The following is a 19,105-nucleotide window of genomic DNA, read 5'->3' on the forward strand; positions in this document are numbered from 1 at the left end:
CCGGTGCAGCCCATCACTGGCCGAAAGCCTGTACGTAGATGTCCTGGCCTGCGGCAACGCCCAGAGGCTCCGCCCCGAGCGTCGGGGCGGAGCCTCTGGGCGTTGGCAGGGAAGAGTGTGGCGCCAGAGCCGTGATGTCGGGGACGGCGTGGGAACGCCTACGGAGGCTACGGGGACTGGGGAGCCGCTCCCTCCGTACCCGCTCAGGCTCGGGCTTCTCAGAGCTTCCCGCCGATTTCGCATGCCCGGCACGGCGGCCGGCCACAGGTGCACTGCGTAATGGCCTCGAGGACGTCACGATCGTGGTAGAGGCACTCGTCCTTGCAGGTGTGGCGCGGGATGAACCCCGCCGGGATCTCACCAGGCCACGGCTCGTGACCGTCCCGGCAGCGGGCGAACCGCTCGGGGTCGGCGGAGTGCAGGTCGTGCATGCTCGACCGCGCCTCGTCCTCCAGTTCCCGCACTCGCTCCACCAGGCTCCTCAGCTCGGCGGCGATGCTGGAGTACCGGTCGGCGCCGGTCCGTACGTGCGCGGCCCGCAGTGCCATCGCTGCGTTGCCCAAAAACCGGCCGGCATCCTGAAGATCGGTCACGTGATGCAACTGAATGCCGTTCACGCCCCGGACCCACACGGCGTCCATGCTGCTCACTGATCCACCTTCCCGGCGTTCGCCTTGAATATCTTGCGAAACAGTATGCGCGGCGCCGTTGCCTTCGCATAGAAAAAATCTGTCTGTTTAGCAAACTAAGGGTCTCGGCCGCGTCCCGCCAGTAGATTCGGGGTGAGTCGGATCACAGGAGGTATGGGCTCCCACCAGGCATGACATAGCCGAAGGTCCATTACCCACTCGTGCGGTGGATCTTCGGCTGTATCTTCCAATGGATCTTCCGCTGATTTCTTCTCCGCCGTCTGTTATTGAGCCGGAATTCTCAGGTTGCCGCCAAGCAGGGCGCCGACCAGAGGCCTCGCCGTGCTTGGCGGCAACTGCGCCGTTCCGGCTCAATACGCGTTATCCGGCGACCGTGTAGGAGCGCGCCCCCGTGCCGGCAAGCCCACCGCCGTCGACGATCAGGTACTCCGGACGGATGGGGCGCCCGTCGAACCAGCATTCCAGGATCTCCCGGGTGCCAGCGGCGTAGCGGGCCTGCGCCGACAGGGTCGAACCGGACACGTGCGGCGTCATCGCCTCGTACGGCATGGTGCGCCAGGGATGGTCGGGTGGCGGCGGCTGCGGATACCAGACGTCACCGGCGTAACCGGCCAGTTGGCCGCTGTTGAGGGCCCGCACCACGGCGTCCCGGTCGACGATGAGCGCGCGTGCGGTGTTGACGATGTACGAACCGCGCTTCATGGCGCCGATCATGTCGTCGTCGAAGAGGTTCTGCGTCTGCGGATGCAGCGGAGTGTGGATCGACAGCACGTCGACCGAGGAGGCCAGCGAGCGAGCGTCGGGATGCCAGGTCAGCCGCAGTTCCTCTTCGACCTCCTTGGGCAGCCGGTGCACGTCGCTGTAGTGCAGCGTGACGTCGAACGGCGCCAGGCGGCGCAGTACCGCCTGGCCGATACGACCGGAGCCTAGGACGCCGACGTCCATGCCTTCGAGGTCGTAGGCGCGCGAGACGCTGTCGGCGATGTTCCAGCCCTTCTTGGCGGTCACCCAGTCGTGGGCCGGCATGTAGTTGTGCACCAGGGTGAGGATCTGCATGACGGCGTGCTCGGACACGCTGATGCTGTTGCTGTAGGTCACCTCCGCCACCGTCATGCCGTGGGCGATGGCGCTCGGCAGGTCGACGTGGTCCGACCCGATCCCCGCCGTGATCGCGAGTTTGAGCCGGGGAGCGGAGGTGATCCGCTCGGGGGTCAGATAAGCGGGCCAGAAGGGCTGCGAGATCACCACGTCGGCGTCGGGCAGCTCGCGGTCCAGGGTGGAGTCCGGTGCTTCCTTGTCGCTGGTGACGACATAGGTATCGCCTCGGTCCTCCAGGAACCGGCGTAGTCCGAGTTCTCCCGAGACGCAGCCGAGAAGCTGCCCCGGGGTGAAATCTATGGTCTGTGGAGTCGGCGTTGTCTGACCGCCCGGATAGCCGGTGATGACCGGGATCTCGTCGCGGGCGTAGTCGGGAGGATAACCGCCCACGGGGTCGGGATAGAGCACCGCAAGGATCTTTGCCATGGCCGTCCTCCATCGGTGGGGCCTCCGCTCCGGCTGAACCGGTCGGGTACCGATGATCTTGAATTTTAGTTGAGCATGCCTTGGCGCTGCAATCCCCACGGATATGGTGGAGATGGACCAGTGGATAAGGATGCGGATAGCGGTTGTTCCACGGACCTGCGCCAGGAGTTGGGCGACAGTGTGTACCGATCCGTGTTCTGTACGGAGGCTTCTGATGCGGGCGGACGAATCCGGGCCCGAGAGAGAATCCCGAGAGCCCCCATACATCTCCGATGCCGAGCCCGAGCCGGATGCCGAGCCCGAGTCGAGAGGCGAGCCCGAGACAGGAGGCGGCCCCACGCCGTCACGGGAGCCGTTCCGCTCACGTCTGCGCAAGGGCGTCCTGGCGGCGGCCGCGTTCGGCGGCGTCCTGGGCGGGTCGGCCCGTTACGTGCTGGGACTGGCGTTTCCCACGCCGCGGGGGACGTTTCCGTTGACGACGTTCGCCATCAACGTGTCCGGTGCGTTCCTGCTGGCGCTGCTGCTCGTGTATGTGCTCGAGATCTGGCCGCCGACCCGGTACGTGCGACCCTTCGCCGCCGTCGGGTTTCTCGGCGCCTTCACCACGTTCTCGACTTGGATGGTCGACACCGATCACCTTCTGGGTCACGGCCATTACGCAGTTGCGGCGTTCAACGTCTTCGGCAGTCTGTTCGCCGGACTGGCCGCCACTGCTCTGGGCCTGGCCATCGGCAGGATGGCCCTGGCCCGGCGAGTACGGCTCGCCGCGCGGCACAGCCGCGCCCGCCGGTACGGCTGGTGGGTCCGGTGATCATCCTGCTCGCCGTCGGTGCCGCGGCCGCGGTCGGGGCAGTCGCACGCTACGTGCTCGACCAGTACGTGCAGTACCGAAGCCCGGGCCTGTTCCTGCGCGGCACGTGGCTGATCAACATCACCGGTTCGTTCGTGCTGGGCGTGGTGCAGGGCCTCGGTGCACGGCACGGGCTGCCGGAGCAGGCCGTGGCCATTGTCGGCGTCGGATTCTGCGGCGCCTATACGACGTTCTCCACATTCAGTTACGAGTTGGTGCACCTGTGCGAGAAGGGACAGGTCAGAAACTCCTTCCTGTACGGCGCTTCGAGCCTCGCGGTGGGTCTATTGGCGGCAGCGGCGGGGCTCGCCATCGGGTCGTTCTGAGAAAGGGCAGGCCCAGTCGTCGGGGACTTGACAAGTGGATTTACGCGACGTCTCCTTGAAGTTAGGAAACATGCTGTGGCGTATGCCTATCTGGGCACGCCGCACTCGCTCGGGTTGGACAGCGTCCACCGAAATCCGGAGGCTGCTGATGGCAACCTACGAATATCTATGCAGCCGCTGTGGGCCCTTCGATGTGAAGTTGGAAATCGGGACGGCGCCCAAGGCTTACGGTTGCCCTGTTTGTGCAGGCGCTGCGAGACGTGTGTATTCCTCGCCCGGTCTCGCGCTGACCCCGAACGCGGTCGCCGCCCTCCATGTCCGGGAGGAGCAGGCGCGTGAGACCCCGGCAGTAGTCTCCCAAGTGCCGCCACGCAGAAGGGTGCCACGGCACCCGCACCCCGCACTCTCGCGGCTGCCGCGTCTCTGAGGGCGGTGGTCGACAAGGCAGAACGTCTCATGCGGGTTTCGACATCGGAACACGACGTCGTTCCCGTTGCGGTACGCGGAATGCGGAATCACGCGACGCGGGCCGTGAGCCGAGCCGTATGCCCGGCAGCTCATCGGCGGCCAGGACGCCACGTGATTACGCCCCCCACGCGGACTTAGGAGGTGTGTCCCCGTGGGCAACGTGGGACTGCTCTTCGTCGGTGCTGTGCTGTTCTTGAACGGGCTGTTGCTGCTGGGGAGGGTCGACCCCAAGTCCGCAGCAGTGTTCAACCTCTTCGTGGGCGCACTGCAGGTGCTGACGCCGACCTACCTCATCTTCACGGCCGGCGATGACCACATGAAGATTCTGGCGGCATCCGGAATCTATCTGTTCGGATTCACCTACCTCTATGTAGGTGTCGTCCTACTCGCCGGAATCGACAACATCTGTGTCGGCTACTACTCCCTCTTCGTGGCGATCGTGGCCCTTGGGTATTCGTTCGTCAATTTCCACCTCTTCAAGGATTACCCGTTCGGAGTCATCTGGCTCTACTGGGCCTTCCTGTGGTTCCTGTTCTTCCTGCTGCTCGGTCTCAAGAAGAAGAGGTTGTCCGACTATGTGGGCTGGGTGACGGCGATCGAGGGCTGGGTCACGGGTGTCATTCCCGCGGCGCTGCTGCTTTCCGGTTACTGGAAGCACACCACGGAGATCGCCATCGCCCTCGGAGCCTTCGGCGTCGTCGTGTTCGCGGCGCTGTGGCCGCTCACCAGGAAAACGCGGCAGTCGGCCCCGACGGAATCGGCCGGAAGTACAGGCACAACGTCCTGAACGGATCAACAATGAGAGGCAGTCATGCCCGAAGTCGTATTCAGTGTGGACCACAGCAAGTCGATGCGTGACCAGGCCGTGCCCGGCCACAACAGGTGGCACCCGGACGTACCCACCGTCGCCATGGTGAAGCCGGGAGCGGAGTTCCGCATGGAGTGCCGCGACTGGACCGACTGCCAGGTCGGCAACAACGACACCGCCAACGACGTACGCGACATCGACCTGACCATCCCTCACATGCTCAGCGGCCCGATAGGCGTGGATGGTGCCGAACCCGGCGACCTGCTCGTCGTCGACATACTCGACCTCGGCCCCGTGCCGCAGCAGACCGGGGACGCGGCAGGACAGGGCTGGGGCTACACCGGCATCTTCGCCAAGGCCAACGGCGGAGGCTTCCTGACCGACTACTTCCCGGACGCCTACAAGGCGGTATGGGACTTCCACGGACAGCGGGCCGTCTCCCGCCACCTTCCCGGGATCAGCTTCACCGGAATCACCCACCCCGGGCTGTTCGGAACCGCCCCGTCCACCGAGATGCTCGCCCGCTGGAACGCCCGCGAGCAGGCGCTGATCGACACGGACCCCAACCGGGTCCCGCCCCTCGCCGTCCCGCCGGACGCCACCAACGCACTCGCCGGCACGGCCACCGGAGACCTCGCACGGCGCATCGGCGAGGAGGGTGCCCGCACGGTGCCGGCCCGCGAGAACGGAGGCAACCACGACATCAAGAACTTCACCCGGGGATCGAGGGTCTTCTATCCCGTGCACGTCAAGGACGCGAAGCTCTCCGGAGGCGACCTGCACTTCAGCCAGGGCGACGGAGAGATCACCTTCTGCGGCGCCATCGAGATGGGCGGCTTCATCGACTTCCACGTCGACCTGATCAAGGGCGGCATGGAGACGTATGGCATCTCCACCAACCCGGTGTTCATTCCGGGCAACGTCGAGCCGAGGTACACGGAGTTCCTCACCTTCATCGGGATCTCCGTCGACCACGACACGGACACGAACTACTACCTGGACGCGACGCTGGCCTACCGCCGGGCCTGCCTCAACGCCGTCGAGTTCTTCAAGAAGTTCGGCTACAGCGGAGAGCAGGCCTACCTGCTGCTCGGCTCCTCCCCCATAGAGGGACGCATCAGCGGCATCGTCGACATCCCCAACGCCTGCTGCTCGCTGTACGTACCCACCGCCATGTTCGACTTCGACGTCCGGCCGACCGCCGCCGGCCCGATGAAGGCCGACCGCGGTGAGTGCGCGGTGGCCACAGCCTGAACCGGACGAGGAGGTATGTGCCCTCACGCGAGAGCGACGGGCCTGCCCTCAGCCGATCGACACATCAGGGGCGTCACCGAAACCTTCGGTGACGCCCTTTGGACACCCGCGTCTCGGACAAGGGCCGAGAAGGTCAGCTGGGTTTGCCGCCTGCGAGCACCGCCGCGCGGGCCGCGCCCACCAGTGCGGCGTCCCCCGCGGGGCCGGCAGGCTTCATCGCACGAGTACGCCGTCCGCCGGCCGTCCAGCCTCCGGTCACGAGACCGGTGGACAGCGCGGGGGCGACTATGTCCCAGGAGCGGGCCATGGAGCCTCCGACGACCAGGGCGGTCGCGCCGAAGTCCAGCAGGCGCGGGCCCAGCGCGATGCCCAGTCCGGTGAAGGCGTCGTCAAGCACCCGTTGAGCCCGTGCCTCCCCGGCTCTGGCTCGTCCGGCGATGTCGTGCACATCGGCGGCGGGGTCGCCGTAGCGGGCGAGGATCGCCCGGCGTGAGACGGTGTCCTCCAGCGGCCGGCCATCGATCTCGGTGAGGTCCATCCGCCCCTCGAGTGGTACGCCGGGACCGTTGTCGCAGATGCGGCCGTCGGCGAGAAATGCCGAACCGACACCGGTGCCGAGCGTGATGCCCACGGCGCGGCGGTGTCCGCGGACGGTACCTGCGGACCACTCGCCGGTCAGGAAGGCGTGGGCGTCGTTGAGGAACACGACGTCGCTGGGACGCTGCAGCAGTCCGTCGAGGAGTGCTGCTCGTACGTCCATCCCGTACAGGGCCTCGAACTTGCCCACGCCCTTGAAGAGGGCAACCCCCCTTGCGTAGTCGAACGGCCCTGGCACCGCCACGCCCCACCGCGCACCAGGAGGTACCGATAGGCCGTCGGCGCAGTGTCGGACCATGCCGAGGATGTCTTCGGCATCGCCGTCCGCGTCGAGCGGCCTGCGCGTGCGGCTGGTGACACGCCCGTCGCGCAGGTCGACGAGCGCCGCGGTGACATGGGTGCCGCCGATCTCCAGGACAGGAATCAACGGACCAACGCCTTCACGACACGCACCGGGCCGCCACCGGCCGCTCGTAGGGTGTAGCGGCCGACCGCGGCCGGCACGGTCAGCGTCTCCGCGTAGGCCAGTTCGTGCCGGTCTCCGGCCGCGGTGTGCACCGTGACGCCTTCCCCTTCCACCACGTTCAGGATGTGGAACCGTCCTTGCGTGTCGTCGGCGGCCTCGGCTTCGGCGTCGAGCACGAACCTCCTGACCTCGTAGAACATCTCGGCCAGCCCGCCGATGACCTCCTCCCGCCACCCGGTGCCCTCGCGCAGGGTGCGCGGCTCTTGAACCAGGTCACGGGCGACGGCATCACCATGACGTCCGGCCTCCAGGTTGGCGAACCCGTGCTCGTAGGGCAGGGGGCGCGGGTTGCCGTCGGCACCGGGCCGCAGCCAGTCGTAGAACCTCAGGCTGTACAGATAGGGGGTGGCGCTGATCTCCAGCACGAGGTTGCCCGCGCCGCTGGCGTGCGGGGTGCCCGCCGGGATCATGAACAGCTGGCCCTGCTCGGCGGAGAAGGCCAGGACGTGGTCCTCGGGGTCCATGGGCACTCCGTCGGTGACGGCCCTCTCCACCTCCTTGCGGAAGGCGTCCACGTCGGCATCCTCGCGCAGGCCGAGGAACACCTTGGTGTCGGTGCTGCCGCGGGTGAGGTAGTACGTCTCGTGTGGGTGTAGTCCCAGCCGAAACGTTCCCGCATGTACGACTCCTTCGGGTGGCAGTGCACGGAGAGGCTGCCGCCGCCGACGGTGTCCAGGTAGTCGAAACGGATCGGGAAAGACGCGCCGAAGCGGGCGTGCACCTGTGCCCCGAGCACGTTGTCCGGTTCCAGCACGCACATGAGTTGAAACGGCACCTCGGCCTGAGCCTGCGGTCCGGTGCCGATGAGGATGCCGGCCTCGGGCGCGATCAGTTCGTAGCCGAGCGCGGTGTTGCGGGCGTCGGGGTTGAAGCCGAGCTCGCGCTGCGCCCAATGGCCGCCCCAGGGAGTGGAGTTGAAGTACGGGCGGGTGCGGACGGGCTTACGGGCCAGCGCGGCGTACGTGGCGCGCAGGCCTGCTCCGTCGATCCACGCCGGGTGGTCGGGGCTCTGCATGTCGAGCCAGGCATCGAGTCGGTGTGCGAGCGAGTCGCGGTGCTGGTCGAGCATCGGCCAGTCGATGTAGAGCAGCCGTCTGAAGTCGGGATTCTCGCCCGGCAGACCGAGGTTGACGCCCGGCTCACCCGCGCCGACGGCGGCCTCCGCGTATCGCTTGGGCACATCGGCGTACCAGAGCAGGTCGTGGTCCACGAGGGCGGCGCCGGGCCCGTAGACGAGGAGCAACCCTTCCTTCGGCGGTGCGGATACCGGGAGGATCTCGAAGAGGTCGTCGAGGGGATTGTCGGCGAGCTTGCGGAAGTAGGGGTCGTCGGCGTCTGCCGGCCGTTCGGTGCGGCTCCTGACGTGCGCCGGCCGTGCGTAATGGCTTCGCATGTCGAGCAGAGTGACGGGAGTACCGCGCCCGGTCAGCTCGCGTTCGAGGCGATCACCGAGGAGGGACCAGTCGACGGACGGGGGCCCCTCGATGGCCACCACCGCGGGGCCGTGGGGGAGTTGAGAGGCCACTGCCTGCCATCCCGTGTGGAGGACGGCCTGCGGGGCGGGGGCGTAGCGCGGATCGAGCCGGTACACACGGTCTCCTTCGCGGACAGGGTGTCAGTGAGAGAGGGGGGAGAGAGGCGGCGCGGAGGCGCTCATTCCTTGCTCGCTCCGGCGAGCATCCCGGACACCAGAGTGCGCTGCGAGAAGACGAAGAGCACCAGCACAGGCAGGATGGCGATGGCTGTTCCTCGCCCTCGGGCACGCCATGGTCTACGCGCCTCTGCCCGCGCTGTACTGCGAGATGTTCCCCACCTCGGTGCGGTACTCCGGCATCTCGATCGGGTACCAGATGGCCTCGATCCTGCTCGCAAGCTTCACCCCGGCACTGGCCAGCGCGATGGTCCTATGGGCCGACGGCAGCCTGTGGATGGTGATCGCCTTCGTGATCGTGACGACGCTGATCGCGATGGCGGCCATCTCGTTCGCCCCCGACCGCCGAGACCGCGAACTGAACGAGATCGGCGCCATTCCCAAGCATGCTGACGACGCACCGGCCTTGCCATCACGCTGATGCACATGCCTGAGCCAACGCCGCTCGCCCAGTGCCAGGCGGTGTCGTCAAAGGGCGTTGGCTGGGGGGGGACATGGTGTGATGATTCGTCGATCTGCGGAGACGTTTCCCGTAGTGCGCCTGGGAAATGCCGATATCTCGAGCGCCTCGAACTGCTCGCTGTCGAGCGCGCCAAGACCACGTGATCGACACCCGATAGTCCATGCAGCGGGCCCCTGCCGTCGCAGCGGCAAGGGGCCCTCGCATTTGGGCACCGTAAGAATCCGGTTACGGCACTTGCTTCTTCTCGGTGTAGTAGGCGTAGGCGAAACCACCGTTTTCCGAGCCGGTCACGTCGGCCTCGAAGGTGATGGGACCGGAGTCGGGGACCTCTACGCTTTGCTGGAAGACCGACCTGTCGCAGGTGCTGGCGTGTGCCGCTGACGAGACGTTCTTACCATTGACGGCGAACTTGAAGGAAACCTTGCCGTTTCCCGTACAGGTGAAGGCGAATGTCACGCTCAACACATTCTTGTCCGGCGCGGGCAAGGTGTTTCCCAGCTGCGACTGCAGGGCGCCGGATCCGCTCCCGAGCTCTTGTCTGCCGACGAAGGCCTGATCCAGGATCGCCTGTGCGGCCTTGCCGTCCGAAACCGCGCTGGACGAAGACTGACTCGTGCGGGGCGTGGGCGATGACGAGCCGGCCGGCTCACTGGGGTCGCAGGCCCCGGTGAGCGCCGCCGCGGCCACGAGGCACAGCGCCGCCGCGTTCCGTCGAGCTCCGGTTCGCGTCACGAATTCTGCCGCCCAATCGACATATCACCCTTGCGCGGGGCCTTCACGACAATGGTCTTCGTCTTGACGTTACAGGGAGCCGCGATCCACGTCTTCACAGCGGTGAGCTTCCAGCCCACCTGCCCCAGCACGGCCCGGTACCCCTTGTTGGTGGTATTCGTGTCGGTGACGGTCTGCGTGCCCGTCCAGGTCCACGAGTTGCTGATCTTGGTGTCGACCTTGACCTTGGCCTTTTCGACGATAATGCTGGCCTCGGCCTCGTATCCAACAGCGAAGTCCCAAGTGAAGGTGTGACTTCCCGTTACCGTCCAGGACACCGTTTGGCGAGGCAGGAGCCACGTCGACTGAGGCTTCTTGTTGTCCGGCAGGAAGTACGGTGCGCCTTTCACCTTGTACGTCGGAGGATCGTTCACCTCAGGGCAAGCCGCGGCGACCTGCGGCCTCTTGGTGGCGGTCTTGTCTCCGGTGAAAGTGAACTCGATTTCGTCGTTGACGTGCGCGACGGTTCCGTCGTTCAGAACAACCTGTGCGTCGTCAGCCGGTACCGGTTCGTCGTCCGACGTGGCAGCGCCGGCGTTGGTTGCTGCCAGCAGCACGCCCGCAGCGGTCATGAAGGAAAGCGCGGTACGCGTTATGGCGCGCTTCATTTGTCCCCGTTTCGATGAGTCTGGTCGAGTGGTTCAAAGGTCGGCAAAGCCGAGCCCACGACACCACAGCGCCTCCGCGGCGCTTCCCCAGATGTCGTGTGCGCGACATTCATATCCGGCCACACGACCTTGGCGCAAGAGATCCAGAAATGCTCAGGAGAGCCTCAAATTCATGTGAACGTGAGGGAGTTACCCGCCAGCGACGATGACGTGCTCGGCGTGGGCTCGCTGGGTGTGGCATCGCATCGGCGGTGACGACGACGCCGCGCAGGTCGATCCGGTCCAGCAGCGGGGCGAACGCGGGGATTTCGTTGCTCTTCGCGGCGACCTGACGCTGGGCGATCACCGTCTGGCAGGCGTGGAGCGCGGCGGCGAGCAGGTGCACGGCGTCGGTATCGGCGGCAAACATCTACCAGGAGCTTCACTGCCTTGTACAGCCCGCCACAGCCAACCAACCCCTCTCACTGCCAGGTTGAAAAGAGCTCATTGAGGTAGACCACGGAGATGCCGGGTTCGCCGGTGTCGGTGACGGCCAGGGCCGTGTCGTCGACCGGCGTCATGCCGGTCCACTTCGAACCGGTCGACGAAGTGGTGTTCCTCGTCATGTGTTCCCCTTTGGCTGGTTCCCCGCAGCCTCTGAACGAACCGAACCAGAACCAGCGCCCGGCCCGCACTCCCGCCACCGATGCCCGAGGCGCTCCCGCTGCTCAGCCTTAACGCCGAGCGGGCCGCACGGAGACGGAAAACAGAAATACAACGACAAGGATTGAGTGATGGCACGACTGAGCATCGAGATTCGCCCCTCATGGATAGCCCGACCTTTCCACCTGGCTTTCACCCGCCCGTTCATGGACGTCGACGGGACCGAATCGGCGGCGCAGTGGGGGACGACGGAAATCGCCGTCACCACGGGTCCGCACGAAATAGCCGTGTACTTCCGCTACCGCGGACAGGAAACCGCCCGCCTGGGCATCGGGAGGGCCGAGTTCACGGTGGATGGTTCGGCGCACCCCCTGGTGGTGAGGGCAGTCCTGGGCGTCCGTAACGGAAGCCCCTTCAAGGTTGAGGTCGGTTGACGTGGGCGGTAGAGGGCCTGACTTCGGTGAGTATGTGAGTGGTGTCGCTCAACTCGTTTGTTGCCGGTAGCGGCGGTAGGCGAGGACCGCCAGCGTCACCAGGCAGCCGGTCAATACGGCCATGCACGTGAACAGGAGTGGGTTGACCCAGCCGCTCACGAGTTCCTTCTGCTGACCGTCGTCCCAGTAGCAGGTGGCCTGCAGCGGGAAGACGTTGTTCTCGTAGCGGTCGAAGTGGACGATGGGGAGCATGTAGTCGAAGTCGGGACATGCGTGCGACGGGAAAGCGAAGAAGACCTGGAACCAGCCGAGCAGGTAGCACAGGGTTCCCGTGGTGCTGGAGGCCTTGATCAGGCCGAGAAGACGTCGGCCCTTCTGGAGACGCACGGAGGCCAGCCCGAGGCTCACAAAGAGCACCGCCAGGATCCAGGAACCCATCAGGCCGTACCGGCCGCGAACAGCCTGTCGTGGTTGGACTGCATCAGCTCTCCCTCAGTTTGTCCTCCGAGAGCGGGTGGGAAAGGACCATGGCGACCCCTCTCGCTTGACTGTTCGAGGAAGATACGCCCGAGGTTGATGAGCGGAACATTGTTCGACATGAGCATGTAATACGCACCGTCCTCTGAGGCGGCCTGCGAGGTGCTGGCCAGGCCCCGCCGTACCTGGTGGGAGCGGCGGGGCCTGGGTGCGGTAGCGGGGTCAGTTGGGCGGGTAGATGAGTGCGCCGGAGTCGGCGTCGTTGACGTATCGGCCGGCGAGGTCGGCGTAGTACGCGTCGGACGGGTTGCCGTCCGAGAGGTCGGCGGCCTTGACGGTCGAGGATGTGGCGGTGCCGTCGGTGGAGACCGCTGCGGCGAAGTCGATGAACTGGCCGGGGTAATTGTCGAGCAGGTAGTTGTTGACCTGCTCGCGAGCGGCCTCCTGGGTCGCGGTGCCGGGGTGGGCGGCGGTGAACGGCGGGATGGTGGCGAGATAGACGGTGATGTTGGAGTTCTGGGTGATCGGCTGCTGGTTGATGTAGATCTGGCTGTCGTCGGTGTAGTACGAGTTCAGCTGGGTCTTGAGGGAGGCCAGTCCGATCTCCACCTCGGTGGCGCAGGTGTCGGCGTTGCTGGTGCAGTTCAGCAGGTCGGCGGCGCCGGTGGAGACGAGGACGGTGCGCACGTTGCCTTGGACCAACACGCTGCGGTCCAGGGGGTTGAGCGCGTTGAGCAGATCGGTGCTGTCGGTGATCTGCGGCAGCGGGCTATTGCTGTGGGTGCCCGCGTTGAGCACGCCGTAGTCCACGGAGGTGTCCCCGTGGGGATCGTTGACCAGGGCGTTGGTGATCGCTTCGCTCAAGTGATGCCCGCCGTCTTCGCTTGCGGTGTCCCCGTTGACGCTCTGGTCTCCGTAGAGGACCAGCGAGCCGGTGGGGTTTGAGGTGGAGGTGGTGACGTCGATGCCTGAGAGGTACGGCAGACCGGTGTAGGTGCTCTGCATGTAGGAGGCGGCGGCTGTGTCACTGGTGCGGTTGGCGGGGTCACTGACCCAGACGGGAGTCCGAGCCACAGAGTGGCCGGGCATGGCGGACACCGAGCCGTGCACCTGCAAGCTGACCAGTACGGTTGCTTGCTGTTGGACGGTCAGGGTGACGGGGTCGCTCGTGGCGTCGCCGCCTGCGGGAATGGTGACGGAGGCGGAACCGTCGAAGGTCAGCGTTGTGGGTGCCGCGGCTGCGGTGGCGCCGCCTGCGGTGGTGTCCTGCAGGGCAACGGAGGCCGCGTCAAAGGTCACCGGGGTGCCACCCAGCGCGTTGGACAGGTGGATGCGCGCCCCGTTTCCGCTGTCGGTGCCGATGCTGACGTGGGCCGGGATACGTAGGGTCTGGCCGTTGACGGTGGCTGTGCTGTCGTCGGACAACTGCACCTTGTCGGTGTCCTGGACCGAGGCCCAGGTGCCGACCCAGTGCTGGGCGCTGGATCCGCTGCCGGTGACGGTCATCGGCCGTATGCCCAGCCCGAGGATGTGCGGGGTGGGCCGGCCTGCCTGGACGCCGTTGGTGAACAGGGGCAGGGAGATGCTGCTGATGACCGAGCCGGGGCAGGCCAGCGGGACGCTGATGGCATAGACCTTCGGGCCGGAGCTCGGGCGGGTCTGGGTGTTGTCGCTGTGGTTCTCGTGGACCAGGGTGATCGAGGCCGCGGAGGACGGGCCGGAGAGCCAGTCCGGCACGGGGTCCAGACGATAGTCCTGGTCGGCGGGGCCGCTGGTCAGGCAGTTGTTCTTGGCGTAGGTGATGGTGCCGGTGACGTTCTTGGCTGCGGCGCCGGTGGCGAAGGCGAGGAAGACCACGGCGTCGCCGGTGTTGACCGCGCCGCTGCTGGGCACGGTGATTGTCTGGCCGGAGGCCAGCATGTTGTCGTAGGTGCCGGTGCCGAACTTCGGCAGCGTAATGGTGGCGCCGTCGACGGTCACGGTTTTGCCGCTCTGCCAGCCCGCTGTGCTCGTCAGGTCGGCGGCGTTGAAGCTGTTGCCGGAGCCGTCGGCGTCGGCAGGGCTGGTCGTGGTGGTGTAGGTGCTGGTGGCGGTGTTGTTCAGGCAGCCGCTGGTGTCGTTGATCGCACAGGTCAGTTGGGCGGCGGACTGGGAGTGAGTGCTGTGCGATGTCGCACGGGGTGCTTGAGCCGGGGTGCCGGACGCCGCGTGGGCCGGCGTCGTGGTCGTCAGAGACCCGGCAGCCAGGGCGGCGGCCACGACAATGACGGCGGCGATCGGCCTTGACGCGGGACGTCTGGAGGTAAGTATGGGTAAGCGAAAGACGGACATGGAGGTCGGGATCCTTCCCGGGGCTCAGGCGGTCCCCCCGGTGGGTCCGCGCCGCAGTGCATTCTGGAGGTCGGTATGTGCGCGGTCCATCGCTAATTGATCGCCAAGCGCCCGCCTATAGTCCGTTTTTGGCTCATGTGAGTCGAGATGCGTTCCAGAGTGGGTGATTCTTTTATTTTCCTTGGGAAGATTCTTTACGCTTTTTGTCGACTTCGGGGCCGGACCCGTGCGGCCAGGTTGCTGGCCCGGCCGCTACGGCGCCGCCCCGCCTACCAGACCCCTGGCCGCGCACAAACAGCATTCGCGACGAGCTGGTCAAGGGCGTCATCAGCGTGCTCACGGCTCACCACCAGTGGCGGGGTATACCGGAGCGACATAGGCAACGCGACGCCGCGCAACGCCAACGGCTACTGGGGAGACCACAACGTCCATTCGGAGACGGCTACGATCCACTGCGCGTAGATCGCTGTTTTCCGTGAATGGGGAACGGGTGGAAAACGAACGACGCCGCCCTGATTCGGCGGACCTCGTCGTGGCCGGGGCGATCGGGTTCCTGTGGGCGCGCAGGAGGCTGTACCGCTGAGGGTGCTGTCCCATCAGGGAGGCGCTACCCGTGGTGCGGCCGTCGGCCGACCGAGCCGCCCTGGGCAAGCCGGAAACTCCGGCCTGTTCGCGGCGGCTTGCTGCTTCTCCGCACTCTGGGGCGGCGTCGGAACGCTTGAGCGGAAGCGGAGCGTGGGTGGTGTCGGATGAGCTCGTTGATCGAGGAGCTGCGCCCGCTGTGAGGCCGCCGCGCGAGAGGAGCCGGCCGGACTCCGCCGTGAAATCGACTCGTTGAGCGAGCGTCTGGCGAAGGCCGAGGAGCGTCCAGATGCCTCCGTCGGTCGCCGCGGCCCTGGCCCAGTACTTCATGGAGTACCCCGCAGTCGAGGTGGAGCTGCCGTGGGGCGGTTCGGGGGCCTGATCGGGAGACGAAGAGGTTCCCGCTTGTCATCACCACGACGTACGGCAACGCCCTTCGCGCGGCGGTGGAAGGCGCTACGCGGCCGGTGGCAGCGGCGGGTTGGCCGAGCAAGGCGTCAATGGCCCCGCGCCCCTCGCCGCCGGCCTCAGGCATGAAGTGGGCGTAGTAGTCCAGGGTGATGGTTGGACTTGAGTGGCCGAGCCGTCGGGCCAGGGTGACGACTGACTCGCCCGCTTCGGGGATGACCGAGGTGGAGGTATGCCGGAGCATGTGGAATCCGTCCGCTCCCAGATCGCGCCACAGCGGCGTCGCTCTCGCAGGTCAACGCTCGCCGTCGCAGGGTCAGAGCCAGTCCTTCCGCTTGAAGATGACGTACAGACTGGTGCAGACGATCGCCATCAGGACGATCGCGAAGGGATATCCGAGCACCCAGTGCAACTCCGGCATGCGCTCGAAGTTCATGCCGTAGATCGTCCCGACCAGGGTCGGGGCGAACAGGATGGCCGCCCAGGACGAGATCTTCTTGAAGTTGTCTACCAAGATGTGCTGACCTGCGGTGATGCGTCCAGCACCGACTCTGACCTGGATGGATACCCCTTTCAGGCTCTTTCAGGATCGTGCCGCGTTACGCAGCCCATTCTCCCCACGCGCTCCCCACGGCGGCTCGTGCTCCCCAGATTCTCCCCAGGAGAGTTGCCGGGTGGTGATCGTTGGGCGTGCTCTGGAAGGCCCGCCGACCATGTGCTCCGGTCACGCTTCGTGGCCGATGGCGGCACGGAAGATGCTGCAGTACTGCCGCAGGGACTGCGCCAGTACATACGTCTCCCGGCCTGTGCCCGCCACTGGGGATCCGGGCATGACGTCCAAGAGCAGCGGGAACTCTCTGGGACCTTTCTGGGACTTCCGGCCGCGTCAACGAGCACGAGCGTGAGACAGCCGAAAGGCCATCTACGCACGTCAGTAACACGAAGCCGCCCAGCATTCCAGGGCACAGGGTCGTCTGGTCTCTCCCGGGACAACTCACCATGAGGGCGCGCCCGCGACTCCCTCAAGACTGCGTGAGAGCTGACGGCAGGCCAACGGGACGGAGAGTAGCGGATCACCCCCGCGTCCGCGGGAGTGATCCGCACTTCGCCGGTGGAAGACCTCGCCGACGGCGAGCGGATAGTGCGCGTCCCGCCCAAACTCATGACTCACCGCCGTACCGCCGCCTGCACCTACGGCAAGTCCGACCCCATCGACGCCCTGGCCGCAGCCCGAGCTGCACTGCGGGAACCGGACCTGCCGACCGCGCACCTCGACGACGCGAGCAGAGAGGTGCGCCTGCTCATGGACCACCGCGACGACATGGTCGCCGAACGCACCCTCGTGATCAACCGGTTGCGCTGGCACCTGCACGAACTCGGCCCCGAACTCGACCCTCCTGCTCGCAGTCTCACCCAGCCCAAGCAGATAAAGAGTGCCTACGCGCGGCACAGCGGAACCGCGCCTCTGCCCGTGTGGTCCGGCAACCGATAACGTCACCGACTCAGCCGTATGGGAGACCGCCAGCTCAACGTCGCACTGCACCGCATCGCGATCACGCAAGCCCAATTTCATCCCGAAGCACGGGACTACCTACAGCGCCGCCGCCAGGCCGGGGACACCACCACCGAATCGATCCGCGTCCTAAAGCGCTGGCTTTCCGACGTCGTCCACCAGGCCTTGCGCCGCGACGCTCACTCTGCCGAGGAGCCACTCGCCGTTGATGTGGCTCAGGGCCTGTACACCATCCCGGGCTGGGGCTTGGCGGGGGCGAGCAGCTGCGACACCGTGACGATGGTGTAGCCGCGCTGCTTGAGCGCCTTGATGATTCCCGGGACGGCGGGAACGGTCCCCTTGTGCAGGTCGTGCAGCAGGATGATGCCGTCGCGGTGGGTCTGGTCGAGCACCCGCTTGGTGATCAGGGCCGAGTCGGTCGTCTCGTAGTCCTTGGCCGTGACGCTCCACAGCACCTGCGCCAGCCCCAGGTCCCGGCAGATCTTGGCCACCTTGCGGTTGGTGCGGCCCTCCGGCGGACGCATCAGGATGGGCCTGGTGCCAGTGATCTTCTCGATGGCGTCCTGTGTCCGGGTCAGCTCCTGACGGGCGTCGTCCGTGTTGATATCCGTCAAAACCTCGTGATACCACGTGTGATTGCCGATTTCGTGCCCCTCGTCCGAGATGCGACGCAGGATCTCGGGGTACTTCGCGATGTGGCCCTTGCCCTGCACGAAGAACGTCGCGTGCAGATCATCCTGCTTCAGGATGTCCAGCAGCTTGGGGGTCGTCAGGCTGGGGCCGCCGTCGAAGGTGAGGGCCACGCACTTCGCCTTACGGCAGTCGACGTTCCCTGTCACCGATCCCGATGCCTTGCCCCGGGCGGCGCGCGGCGACGTGTGATCGTAGGTCGTCACCGTCATGGTCAGAGTCACGGCGACGGCCAGGACGACGGCCGCCGCTGTCGCGACGGCGATGAGTATGCGTGACCGTCTTGTACGTGCGTTGAAGAACATACGAGCCCTTTCATCGGTGGGGTGGGGTTCCGGGGTTACCGCGTGCGGGTGAGAGCGGGTTGCGCGGCAAGGTCCCGCGGCCGCATGTCGAGCGTCAGGCGATGCCTCAGACGGCGTCCGAGCCGACGCTCCACCAGGGTGTGGACCAGCAGGGACAGCCCCAGCATGCAGATGACGGACAGCGCCATCGAGGGCAGCGGCCCCAGCCTCGGGAACGCCCGGATCAAGCCCTTGGCCAAGGGGATTCCGAGGCTCTGGTGGACGAGGTAGAAGGGGTAGGTGAGCGCCCCCGCGGTGACCGGCCAACGCCATCGCAGTCCGGCGAGCGGGCCGATTCCGGCGAGGGCCAGCAGTCCGAGGCAGAGGGTGAGAACGACCGCGCAGACGGCCCAAGAGGGCCGGCCCTCGCCAGGGGGTGCGGCGGCGTGGTCGGCCACCCGCAGTTCGAGCACGGTGAGCTGGTAGCACCAGGCGAAACCGAGCAGTAGCCAGAGTAGGAGGCTCTGTCCGAACCTGTGCATGAGGTAGAGCACGATCCCGGCGACGAACAGGCCGGTGTACCGGGGCAGTACGAAGTCGTCGAGCAGGGGCGAGTGGAGTTCAAGGGCGATGACACCGGCGAGGAGCCAGGCTCCGCAGAAGGCCACCACCCGCCGGTAGGACAGGCCGAAGACGAGCAGTGCGGCCATCAGCAGGTAGAAGCGTGCCTCCACCCAGAGGGTCCAGCTGACTCCGTCGACCGGATCGAGCCCCAGCGGCCCTGGGGCCATAGTCAGGTTCCCCAGAATCGTACGGGGGTCGATGCGCGTGGTGGCGGGCCGATGGCCCAGCCGCGAGGCCAGGACTAGCAGGACGACCAGGAGTACCGCGCACCAGTAGGCCGGGAAGAGCCGTGAGATTCGGGAGACGGCGAACTGTGCGGGAGTTCTTCCCCAGCAGCTCATGCAGATCACGAAGCCGCTGATGAGGAAGAAGAACTCGACGCCGAGCCACCCGTAGCCGCTGATCTCGTGCAGGAACGGGGCGAGATCCCGGAGCTCGGTTCTGCCCCAGAAGTGTGGGGTGGGCGTTCCCAGGAAGTGGTACGCGGCCACCATCAGCGCTGCCACCAGACGTAGCCCGTCTATCGTGGTCAGGCGCGACTGCTCGTTGTGAGGTTCGGGGGACGGCACGTCGGGGCCGTGTCAGCAGACAGTGGGTAGGGGCGAGCGGCTGACGCGTATCTTC

The 19,105-nt window shown here is 66.3% G+C and carries 18 protein-coding genes and 4 pseudogenes; 8 read left to right on the forward strand and 14 right to left on the reverse strand.

All coding sequences use genetic code 11. From position 1 onward, the window contains the following. Positions 1-218: 218 nt before the first annotated feature. Positions 219-641 carry a hypothetical protein gene (locus OG798_RS39935; protein WP_095857686.1) on the reverse strand — a complete coding sequence of 141 codons (423 nt, stop codon included), beginning with the start codon at positions 639-641 and terminating at the stop codon, positions 219-221. A gap of 369 nt (positions 642-1,010) precedes the next feature. Beyond that, positions 1,011-2,174: an NAD-dependent formate dehydrogenase gene (locus OG798_RS39940; protein ID WP_095851904.1), complete on the reverse strand. Its 1,164-nt coding sequence runs from the start codon at positions 2,172-2,174 to the stop codon at positions 1,011-1,013. 214 nt (positions 2,175-2,388) lie between these two features. On the opposite strand from OG798_RS39940, the gene OG798_RS39945 reads away from it, so the two are divergent. The 5 genes from OG798_RS39945 (at position 2,389) to fmdA (ending at position 5,880) form a co-directional block, all read left to right on the forward strand. Continuing rightward, a complete protein-coding gene (locus OG798_RS39945) occupies positions 2,389-2,985 on the forward strand; it encodes a CrcB family protein (protein ID WP_328758592.1) in 597 nt (198 codons plus the stop codon). Continuing rightward, positions 2,982-3,350, forward strand: coding sequence for a fluoride efflux transporter FluC (locus tag OG798_RS39950; protein WP_121418258.1), 369 nt, complete (start codon positions 2,982-2,984; stop codon positions 3,348-3,350). Before OG798_RS39945 ends, OG798_RS39950 begins: the two co-directional genes overlap by 4 nt. A 148-nt stretch (positions 3,351-3,498) precedes the next feature. Further along, the gene (locus OG798_RS56670) at positions 3,499-3,777 is read left to right on the forward strand and encodes an FmdB family zinc ribbon protein (protein WP_443053977.1); all 279 of its coding nucleotides are present in this window, start codon (positions 3,499-3,501) and stop codon (positions 3,775-3,777) included. Between the two features lie 192 nt (positions 3,778-3,969). After that, the gene (locus OG798_RS39955) at positions 3,970-4,605 is read left to right on the forward strand and encodes an AmiS/UreI family transporter (protein ID WP_121414641.1); all 636 of its coding nucleotides are present in this window, start codon (positions 3,970-3,972) and stop codon (positions 4,603-4,605) included. A gap of 24 nt (positions 4,606-4,629) precedes the next feature. Then, positions 4,630-5,880, forward strand: coding sequence for a formamidase (gene fmdA / locus OG798_RS39960; protein ID WP_121414640.1), 1,251 nt, complete (start codon positions 4,630-4,632; stop codon positions 5,878-5,880). Between the two features lie 133 nt (positions 5,881-6,013). On the opposite strand, the gene OG798_RS39965 is transcribed toward fmdA, so the two are convergent. From OG798_RS39965 to OG798_RS39975, 3 genes and pseudogenes are all read right to left on the reverse strand, one after another. After that, entirely contained in the window at positions 6,014-6,904 is an 891-nt protein-coding gene (locus tag OG798_RS39965) for an ROK family protein (RefSeq protein WP_328758593.1), read from the reverse strand. Further along, positions 6,901-8,594 (reverse strand): annotated as a pseudogene (locus OG798_RS39970) (class I mannose-6-phosphate isomerase). The gene OG798_RS39965 and the pseudogene OG798_RS39970 overlap by 4 nt, the downstream one beginning before the upstream one ends. A 62-nt stretch (positions 8,595-8,656) precedes the next feature. Then, positions 8,657-8,743 (reverse strand): annotated as a pseudogene (locus OG798_RS39975) (carbohydrate ABC transporter permease); the annotation flags it as partial. Between the two features lie 26 nt (positions 8,744-8,769). Between OG798_RS39975 and OG798_RS39980 the strand changes: the two are divergent. Further along, complete coding sequence (locus OG798_RS39980; RefSeq protein WP_328760233.1) at positions 8,770-9,075, forward strand: hypothetical protein; 306 nt, start codon at positions 8,770-8,772, stop codon at positions 9,073-9,075. Positions 9,076-9,342: 267 nt separating this feature from the next. Here OG798_RS39980 and OG798_RS39985 read toward each other — a convergent pair whose 3' ends face one another. From OG798_RS39985 to OG798_RS40000, 4 genes are all read right to left on the reverse strand, one after another. Further along, positions 9,343-9,804, reverse strand: coding sequence for a hypothetical protein (locus tag OG798_RS39985; protein ID WP_097227240.1), 462 nt, complete (start codon positions 9,802-9,804; stop codon positions 9,343-9,345). Between the two features lie 41 nt (positions 9,805-9,845). Beyond that, positions 9,846-10,496, reverse strand: a complete 651-nt coding sequence (locus tag OG798_RS39990; protein WP_257017146.1) for a hypothetical protein — start codon at positions 10,494-10,496, stop codon at positions 9,846-9,848. A gap of 109 nt (positions 10,497-10,605) precedes the next feature. Continuing rightward, positions 10,606-10,905, reverse strand: coding sequence for a hypothetical protein (locus tag OG798_RS56675; protein ID WP_373559040.1), 300 nt, complete (start codon positions 10,903-10,905; stop codon positions 10,606-10,608). Positions 10,906-10,957: 52 nt separating this feature from the next. Continuing rightward, positions 10,958-11,101, reverse strand: a complete 144-nt coding sequence (locus tag OG798_RS40000) for a hypothetical protein (RefSeq protein ID WP_328758594.1) — start codon at positions 11,099-11,101, stop codon at positions 10,958-10,960. Positions 11,102-11,269: 168 nt separating this feature from the next. On the opposite strand from OG798_RS40000, the gene OG798_RS40005 reads away from it, so the two are divergent. After that, the gene (locus tag OG798_RS40005; protein WP_328758595.1) at positions 11,270-11,572 is read left to right on the forward strand and encodes a hypothetical protein; all 303 of its coding nucleotides are present in this window, start codon (positions 11,270-11,272) and stop codon (positions 11,570-11,572) included. A gap of 48 nt (positions 11,573-11,620) precedes the next feature. Here OG798_RS40005 and OG798_RS40010 read toward each other — a convergent pair whose 3' ends face one another. The 3 genes and pseudogenes from OG798_RS40010 to OG798_RS40025 all read right to left on the reverse strand — a co-directional run. Further along, positions 11,621-12,010 carry a hypothetical protein gene (locus OG798_RS40010; protein ID WP_097224408.1) on the reverse strand — a complete coding sequence of 130 codons (390 nt, stop codon included), beginning with the start codon at positions 12,008-12,010 and terminating at the stop codon, positions 11,621-11,623. Between the two features lie 261 nt (positions 12,011-12,271). Continuing rightward, positions 12,272-14,308: a hypothetical protein gene (locus OG798_RS40015; RefSeq protein ID WP_328758596.1), complete on the reverse strand. Its 2,037-nt coding sequence runs from the start codon at positions 14,306-14,308 to the stop codon at positions 12,272-12,274. A 1,378-nt stretch (positions 14,309-15,686) separates the two neighbouring features. Continuing rightward, positions 15,687-15,878: pseudogene (locus OG798_RS40025) on the reverse strand (CorA family divalent cation transporter); the annotation flags it as partial. Between the two features lie 612 nt (positions 15,879-16,490). Here OG798_RS40025 and OG798_RS40030 point away from each other — a divergent pair. Further along, positions 16,491-16,793, forward strand: a pseudogene (locus OG798_RS40030) (IS110 family transposase); the annotation flags it as partial. A gap of 305 nt (positions 16,794-17,098) precedes the next feature. On the opposite strand, the gene OG798_RS40035 reads toward OG798_RS40030, so the two are convergent. Together OG798_RS40035 and OG798_RS40040 are read right to left on the reverse strand one after the other, a co-directional pair. Next, positions 17,099-17,878, reverse strand: coding sequence for a polysaccharide deacetylase family protein (locus tag OG798_RS40035; protein WP_121414634.1), 780 nt, complete (start codon positions 17,876-17,878; stop codon positions 17,099-17,101). A gap of 35 nt (positions 17,879-17,913) precedes the next feature. Further along, complete coding sequence (locus OG798_RS40040; protein WP_257037416.1) at positions 17,914-18,987, reverse strand: acyltransferase family protein; 1,074 nt, start codon at positions 18,985-18,987, stop codon at positions 17,914-17,916. Between the last annotated feature and the right edge of the window lie 118 nt (positions 18,988-19,105).

This window comes from Streptomyces sp. NBC_00271 (assembly GCF_036178845.1).
Classification (GTDB): domain Bacteria; phylum Actinomycetota; class Actinomycetes; order Streptomycetales; family Streptomycetaceae; genus Streptomyces.